Below are 7,000 nucleotides of genomic sequence, written 5' to 3'. Positions count from 1 at the left end.
ACACGAGGGCCTCCTGAGGGACGAGCGGATACCTAGGCAGTTCCACTCCACCGCAGGAGGCCCTCCCGCGTCATCACTCAGATTGACGTGTCACAGCCACTCGACCAACGTCTCGGGTCAGTACACCTAGTCGGACGGCGATGCGTGCGTGGCCGCGCCGGATCGCATCACGGCGACCACCGTGAGCGTCGCGGCGACGACCGCGGAACCCGCCGCGATGACGGCGAGTCCGGCGACCGATGTCGCGCAGGTGAGGATGAGGACAACCTCGACCGCGAGGACCACCCACGGCACCGCGGCGATCCGGGTGCGGTGCCGCGCGATGGCCGCGAGCAGCGCGACCTGCAGCACGGCCAGTGCGCCGCCGGTGATCGCGAACAGCCACAGCAGACCGGCGACGGGCCGATAGTCCTCCCCGATCACGACCGGCACCAGCGGACCGCCCGCCACCGACGCGAGCGTGGTCGCCGCCGACAGACCCACCAGGACCATGATCGCCGTCCGCAGTGTCGCCGCCGAGCGCTGGGCGTCGGCAAGGCGCGGGAAGACGACGAGCCCCACCGCCTGGGGTAGCCAGAACGCGACCTTGCTCGCCACCGTCCCCAGCGCGTAGACCCCGGAATCACTCTCGCCCAACACCGATCGCGCCAACAACAGGTCCACCGACGTCGCCGAGATCAACACCAACTGCACCTGCGACGCCTGCAGCACACTCGTCGGCGACAGCCGCGGCAGCGACATCGAGCCGGACTCGGGCGCGACGAGGCGGGCCTGCCACGCGACCAGCACCGCGGCGGCCACGGCACCGGCCATCGTCGCCACCAGCGCCGATGCCGGGCCGCCACCGAACGCGAGCGCCACGAACGGCGGCACCGTCCGGGCCACCCCGACCGTCCCGATCACCCAGGCGAGTCGACGGAACTCGGTGCGGCCCTGAATGATTCCCTGCCCGACGGCGATGAGCACCAACAGCGGCGCCACCGTGAACGCCGCCGCGGTCGCCACGCCACCCGTGTGGGCGAACACCGTGAACGGCCACACCGCGATCGCGGCGAGCACCGCGACCGCGGCCGCGGTGATGCCGCCGAGCCGGACCAACGATCCGATCGGGCGCCCCGCGACCACCTCGCGCGCGGTCACGGCCTGCACCGCGAGCGCCGGGACGCCGAGTACGAGGGTCGCCTGCAGCAGCACCGCGAACTCGCCGTAGGCGTCGGTCGACAGCCACGCGCTGGCGGGCAGGTGCACGAAATAGGCGCACACGTTGGCGACCATGCTGCCCACGGCCACCAGGCCCACCGATCGCGCCATCGACCCTGTCGTCACCGGTCGAGTCTGTCAGCCGTCATGCTCCACCCAGGTCGTTCGCATCGTTTACGATCTGGCCCATGCCCCGTCACCGCGCATCCCTGCTGACCGGCCTGCTGATGGTCGCGACCGCTCTCGTCGCCCCCGCGAGCGTGGGTCCCGCCTCGGCCGCGCCGTGTCCCCCGCCCCCGGCTGCCGACACGTCCACCGCCCAGGGCTGGATCGGCTACCTGGCCGCGCACCCGAAGGACTACGGGCTCGTGGTCACCGACGGCCGGCGCGTGACCGTCTCGCACAACGCCGACCGTGCGTACCCGACGGCGTCGGCGGCGAAGATCATCAACCTCGCCGTCTACGCGCGCGCCGTCGCATCGGGCCGGATCACCCCGACGCAGACCGTCAGCGTGAACGAGTGGGAACGCTGGTACCTGCCGATCGACGGCGGCGCCCACGTGCAGGCATTGGAGTACCTGAAGCTCCCACCACTGACCGGGGCCCCCGGTTCGGCGCGCCCGGCATCGCTGCGGGTGAGCCTGGCCCAGCTCGCCGACGTGATGATCCGCTTCTCCGACTCCGCGGCCCCCGACACCCTGCGCGCGGTCCTCGGTGACGCCGGTTTCGACGCGGTCATGCGGCAGTACGGGCTGAGGGGACTCCCGCCGCTGAACGCAGCGCTCTACCTCGGACTGATCGACCCGACGCTGACGACGCAGGCACGCCAGCAGGCCGCCGCGCGCAGGTACCACGACGACGCCGGGTATCGCGCAGCCGTGTTCGCCGCGGCGCCGCGTCTCACCGCCCTCACGACCAGCGCCCAGGTCGACCGCTCGTACTCACAGCCCGCCCGGGGACTCAACCGGCTCATCGGCGCCATCGCCGACGGGTCGTTCGGGCCCGGAGCCCCGTTGGCGCGGTCGATCCTCGAGTACCAGGGCCCCGGGCCGGACGGCTCGGTGCTCGGCTTCAAGGGTGGGAGCCTCATCGCGCCGGACAACTCGGTGCTCACCGACAACTTCGAGTTCCGTACCCCTGCCGGACGCATCTCGACCGCGACGCTGCTGGTGCGCGGGTTGTCGCGCGCCGACTACCAGAAGTCGAACTACGCCCAGCAGAAGCTGCTGCTCGGCCTGGTGCGCGGCGACGCGGCCACCGTGGCTGCGGTGCAGTGCGCGACCGGCGGTCACTAGTGTCGTGACCCATGAACCGCGGCGGAGCTCGGGCGACGCTGTGGCTCACGAGTGCAGCCCTGGCGGCGGCCGTCGTCGCTCCCCTGTTCGCGGGGGGCGACCTGCTCTACCGCGATGCCGTCTCGACACCGCGGAGCTTCGTCACCGACACCGCGCTCGGGCTCGGTGACGCACCTGCGCGAGCGGTTCCGCAGGACTGGCTGATCGCGGTCGCGAGCCGGGTGCTGGATGGCTCCGTGGTCGTCACCACGCTCACGTTCGCCGCGCTCGTCCTCGCCGGTGTCGGGTTCGGGCGGCTCGCCGGGCGGGTCGTGCCAGCCGCGCGGACACCGGGACTCCTCGCCGGCGCGGCGATCGGGATCTGGAATCCCTTTGTCGCCGAACGCCTTCTGCAGGGTCAGTGGAGTCTGCTGCTGGGCTACGCCGCGCTCGGATGGGTGGTCCTGGCGGCCGAGGACTGCCGTCGCCGCCCTGACCGCAGGACGTGGGCGCGTCTCGCGGCGTGGGTCGCCGTCGCGGGCATCACCCCGACGGGCTGGGTACTCGCCGTCGTCGTCGCCCTCGCCGTGGTGGCCCCACGGCGCCGTGCGGTGGCCGGGGTCGCGGTGGTCGCGATCGTGACCAGCCTGCCGTGGACGGCGGCCGCAGCACTGTCGACCGCGCCGGCCACCTCCGACACCGCCGCCGTGGCCGCGTTCGCCGCGCGCGCCGAGACCGGGCTGGGAACTCTCGGGACGCTCGCCGGTCTGGCTGGCATCTGGAACGCCGACGCGGTGCCGGCGAGCCGCACCGGGGTGTGGGCCCTCATCGCGACCCTGTGTCTTCTGGCCGTGGTGGCGATCGGATGTGTCACGCTGCGGCGCCGGTGGCGTCGGGTCCGGCTGATCGGCGTCACCGCGACCGTCGCGGTGGCGGCGCTCGTGCTCGTCACGCTCGCGGCCACCACGCCCGGTCAGGCGGTGCTGCGCGGACTCGTCGACACCGTCCCGGGAGCCGGTCTGCTGCGCGACACCTCGAAGTTCGTCGCCCTGCTGGTCCCGTTCTACGCGATCGCCGCGGCCGCCGCGGTGCAGGTGATCGGACGATTCGTACCCCGGGGGCTGGCCGCGGCGGTTGTCGCACTGCTCGTGGTCGCGCCGCTGCCCGACCTCGCCGCCGGCGTGGGAGGTGAGGTGCGCACGGTGTCGTTGCCGAGCGACTTCGCCGAGGTCGCCGACCTGGTGCCCGCCGATGCCGGCGATGTCGTCGTGCTGCCGACCGGGTCGAATCGGCGGTACGCGTTCACCGACGGTGTCGTGTCGCTCGACCCCACCGCCCGCCTGCTGCGCGCACCGGTGCTCGCGACCGGGGAGTTGTTCATCGACGGACGAGCGGTCGACACCGCCCCCGACTCGCGAGCCGCCCGCGCCGAGGCGATCCTCGCCCGGGGTGGGCCACCGGCCGACCTGGCGCGGCTCGGGGTCGGCTGGGTGCTCGTCGAATCGGTCGGACCGCACACGCCCTCGGCGACGCTGAGGACACTGCCGGTCGTCTATCGCGGCGACCTTCTCACTCTGTATCGCGTGGCCGACCCCGACGTCGTGCGTGCGTCGACCGTCGACCGGGTGCTGTCGTGGGCGGCGCATCTCGTGTGGCTCGCGGTCGTCCTCGGTGGGGTCGGGTTCGGCGGAGTGGCCGCGGGACGGGGGCGACGGCTGTTCTCATGGGAGGCATGGAGAGCACCGACACCGCCGCGATCTGCCGGCTGAAGTACCGCTACCTGCGCACACTCGACACCAAGCGCTGGGACGAATTCGAGGCCACGCTCACCGAGGACGTGACCGGCGCGTATGGGGCGTCGCTGACCTTCGACACCCGCGAGCGGCTCGTCGACTTCATGCGCACCTCCCTGGGCACCGCCGAGATCATCACCGAACACCACGTGGGGCATCCCGAGATCGACATCGATCCCGGCGGCGACACCGCGACCGGGCACTGGTACCTCCAGGACCGGGTGATCGCCGCGGGCGCGCAGTTCATGCTGTTCGGCGCCGCGGTCTACACCGACACCTACCGGCGCACCGACGACGGCTGGCGGATCAGCTCCACCGGCTACCAGCGGACCTACGAGGCGACGGTCTCGCTGGCCGATGTCCCCAGCTTCGGGCTCACCACCGGACCAGCGATATACCTGCCCGATGCCGCTGCCGACAGCACGGCACCGACGGCGTCGGCGGTGGCCGACCACGTCCAGCCCGACACCCGCTGACGCCCCGCCTCGCCCAGGGTCCGGCGTTGCTCGGCGTCGGCGAGCAATGTCGCTGCGGCACCGGCCAGTTCGGTTGATCGCGCGGTCGCACTGCCGTCCACCAGAAGGCCGGTGACGCCCTCGATCACCGAGTCGGTGAGCCCGCGCGACGTGCGGTAGCCGATGGTGGGCACGGCGTGCTGGGCCGCCTCGATGACCGCCAGCCCCCAGCCCTCGGTGCGCGAGGGCATGAGATGGATCTCGGCGCGGGCCAGCAGTTGGTGTTTGGTCCCCTCGTCGACGTGGCCGTGGAAGGTGACGTGGTCGACGATGTCGAGCTCGCCGGCCTTCTCGCGCAGGCGATCTCCCCACCAGCCGTCGCCGACGACGTCGAGGTGCACCGCGACGTCGCGGGCGCGTAGGTGCGCGACCACCTCGAGGGCGTCCTCGATCTGCTTGTGCGGCACCAGTCGTGACAGCACCACGAGGCGATGACGGTCGGTGTCGACGGGCAGCGGCGTGGTCTGTGGCACCGGATCTGCTCCGGCCCGCACGATGGCCACCCGTTCGGGCTCGACACCGAGGGCGTGCAGATCACCGGCCGAGGGATCGGAGACGGTGAGGTACTGCCTGCGCCGGTGCACCCGCGGCGAGATGCGTGACTCGATGAGCCAACCGATCGCCCCGAGCAGCCGACCGGCCACCGGCCACTGCGCGCGGTGACAGTGGTGGACCAACACGACGACCGGCGCGCGCGTGGCGGCGGCCGCGAAGAAGGGGATGCCGTTCTGGGTGTCGATGACGACGTCGGGTGCGAGCCCGGCCAGCGGCCCGACACCGAGACGACCCGCGACCATCGCCCCGAGCGCGCGCGGGTACACCGACAACCGGCCACCGCCGCGAGAGATGGTGATGCCGTCGCGGACCTCGCTGCGGGCGGCGCCCGGGTATCCGGCGGTGCGCAGCGTGACGCGCGCGCCGCGTCGCGCGAACTCCGCCCCGACGCGTTCGAGGTAGCGCTCGCTGCCGCCGCCCTGCGGGTGGTCACTGTCGCGCCAACACAGCAGCAGCACCTGCTCGGGCAGCGGCCCGGTGGACGCGGTGTGGCTCGACACGTCTGCGAGGGTATCGGTCGTTAGGGTTCTGACGTGTCCGCCCCGCCCCGGTCCCCGTTCGCCCGTCGCGCCACGCTGCGTCGCGCCGCCGGGTTGCTGAACGACTTCCGCTACGAGCAGACCGACCCCGACCGCTTCTACTCGGCGCTGGCCCGCGACTCGGTGGACCTCGTGGCCGATCACCACGGCGACCTCGACGGTGCGGTGATCCTCGATGTCGGCGGCGGACCCGGCTACTTCGCCGACGGGTTCCGTGCCCTCGGCGCGCGCTACGTGAGCGCCGAACCCGACCCCGCCGAGCTGCACGCCGCCGCGCTCCCGCACCGCGCGACCGTGCGCGCCTCGGGGATGGACCTGCCCTTCGCCGACGGTGCTTTCGACGTCTGCTTCTCCTCCAACGTCGCCGAACACGTCCGCGATCCGTGGCGCATGGGCACCGAGATGCTGCGCGTCACCCGACCCGGCGGCACCGTGATCCTCAGCTACACCCTCTGGTACGGCCCGTTCGGTGGCCACGAGATGGGTCTCACCCACTACCTCGGCGGCGCCCGCGCCGCCCGCATGTACACCCGTCGCCACGGCCACCCACCGAAGAACCTCTACGGCACCAGCCTCTTCCGTGTCACCGCGTCCGACGGACTTCGCTGGGCGGCAACCGTTCCCACCGAGACCGCCACCCTCGTCGCCGCATTTCCCCGCTACCTTCCCCGCCGGGCCTGGTGGGTGATGCGCGTACCCGTTCTCCGAGAACTGTTGGGCAGCAATCTCGTACTGGTGTTCCGCTCAGGCGGCGTCCAGTAGCGACCGGAGTTGTCGTTCGACGAGACTGACGGTCTCGTCGTGGTGACCCGGGGGCGCCGGTGCCCGCGAGACATGACTGTGTCCGGTGGGTGTCGTGATCGTCGCGGCGTGTCGGCCGGTGTCGGTGTGGTCGGCGGTGGTCATCCGCCAGCCGGGGTTCTGTTTGGCGCGGTTGTGTGACAGACACATTCCGCCGCCGTTCGACGCCGAGGTGGCACCGCCCCGGGCGTGCGGATTGGCGTGGTCGTACTCGGCGATCGGTGCATCGCAGTACGGGATGCGGCACGACTCGTCGCGCAGGTCGAGGAAGTGCTTGAGCCCGCTCGGGAACAGCCTCGCGGTGGAATCCATCGCCACCAGGG

The 7,000-nt window shown here is 72.1% G+C and carries 5 protein-coding genes and 2 pseudogenes; 4 read left to right on the top strand and 3 right to left on the bottom strand.

The genetic code is table 11. The features are described from left to right. Positions 1-126: 126 nt before the first annotated feature. Complete coding sequence (locus TU34_RS02540; RefSeq protein WP_238981137.1) at positions 127-1,326, bottom strand: polysaccharide biosynthesis protein; 1,200 nt, start codon at positions 1,324-1,326, stop codon at positions 127-129. Between the two features lie 62 nt (positions 1,327-1,388). On the opposite strand from TU34_RS02540, the gene TU34_RS02535 reads away from it, so the two are divergent. From TU34_RS02535 to TU34_RS22645, 3 genes and pseudogenes are all read left to right on the top strand, one after another. Beyond that, complete coding sequence (locus TU34_RS02535) at positions 1,389-2,495, top strand: serine hydrolase (protein ID WP_238981136.1); 1,107 nt, start codon at positions 1,389-1,391, stop codon at positions 2,493-2,495. Positions 2,496-2,506: 11 nt separating this feature from the next. Beyond that, positions 2,507-4,243: an MmpA family trehalose lipid delivery protein gene (locus TU34_RS02530; RefSeq protein ID WP_045821288.1), complete on the top strand. Its 1,737-nt coding sequence runs from the start codon at positions 2,507-2,509 to the stop codon at positions 4,241-4,243. Then, a pseudogene (locus tag TU34_RS22645) lies at positions 4,207-4,662 on the top strand (nuclear transport factor 2 family protein); the annotation flags it as partial. The gene TU34_RS02530 and the pseudogene TU34_RS22645, both read left to right, overlap by 37 nt. On the opposite strand, the gene TU34_RS02525 reads toward TU34_RS22645, so the two are convergent. Then, a complete protein-coding gene (locus tag TU34_RS02525; RefSeq protein WP_238981135.1) occupies positions 4,599-5,837 on the bottom strand; it encodes a glycosyltransferase family 4 protein in 1,239 nt (412 codons plus the stop codon). The pseudogene TU34_RS22645 and the gene TU34_RS02525 sit on opposite strands and share 64 nt — an antisense overlap. A 33-nt stretch (positions 5,838-5,870) precedes the next feature. Between TU34_RS02525 and TU34_RS02520 the strand changes: the two genes are divergently transcribed. Continuing rightward, the gene (locus tag TU34_RS02520) at positions 5,871-6,638 is read left to right on the top strand and encodes a class I SAM-dependent methyltransferase (protein WP_045821287.1); all 768 of its coding nucleotides are present in this window, start codon (positions 5,871-5,873) and stop codon (positions 6,636-6,638) included. On the opposite strand, the pseudogene TU34_RS02515 reads toward TU34_RS02520, so the two are convergent. Beyond that, positions 6,621-7,000, bottom strand: a pseudogene (locus TU34_RS02515) (HNH endonuclease); the annotation flags it as partial. The gene TU34_RS02520 and the pseudogene TU34_RS02515 overlap by 18 nt on opposite strands.

Source organism: Williamsia herbipolensis (genome assembly GCF_000964005.1).
GTDB lineage: Bacteria > Actinomycetota > Actinomycetes > Mycobacteriales > Mycobacteriaceae > Williamsia_A > Williamsia_A herbipolensis.
Note: the sequence above shows the minus strand (reverse complement) of the source record. Positions and strands in the feature narration are given on the sequence as shown.

Coding starts and splice junctions, on each gene's coding strand:
- TU34_RS02535 (WP_238981136.1), top strand. CDS start 1,389: ATGCCCCGTCACCGCGCATCCCTGCTGACCGGCCTGCTGATGGTCGCG.
- TU34_RS02530 (WP_045821288.1), top strand. CDS start 2,507: ATGAACCGCGGCGGAGCTCGGGCGACGCTGTGGCTCACGAGTGCAGCC.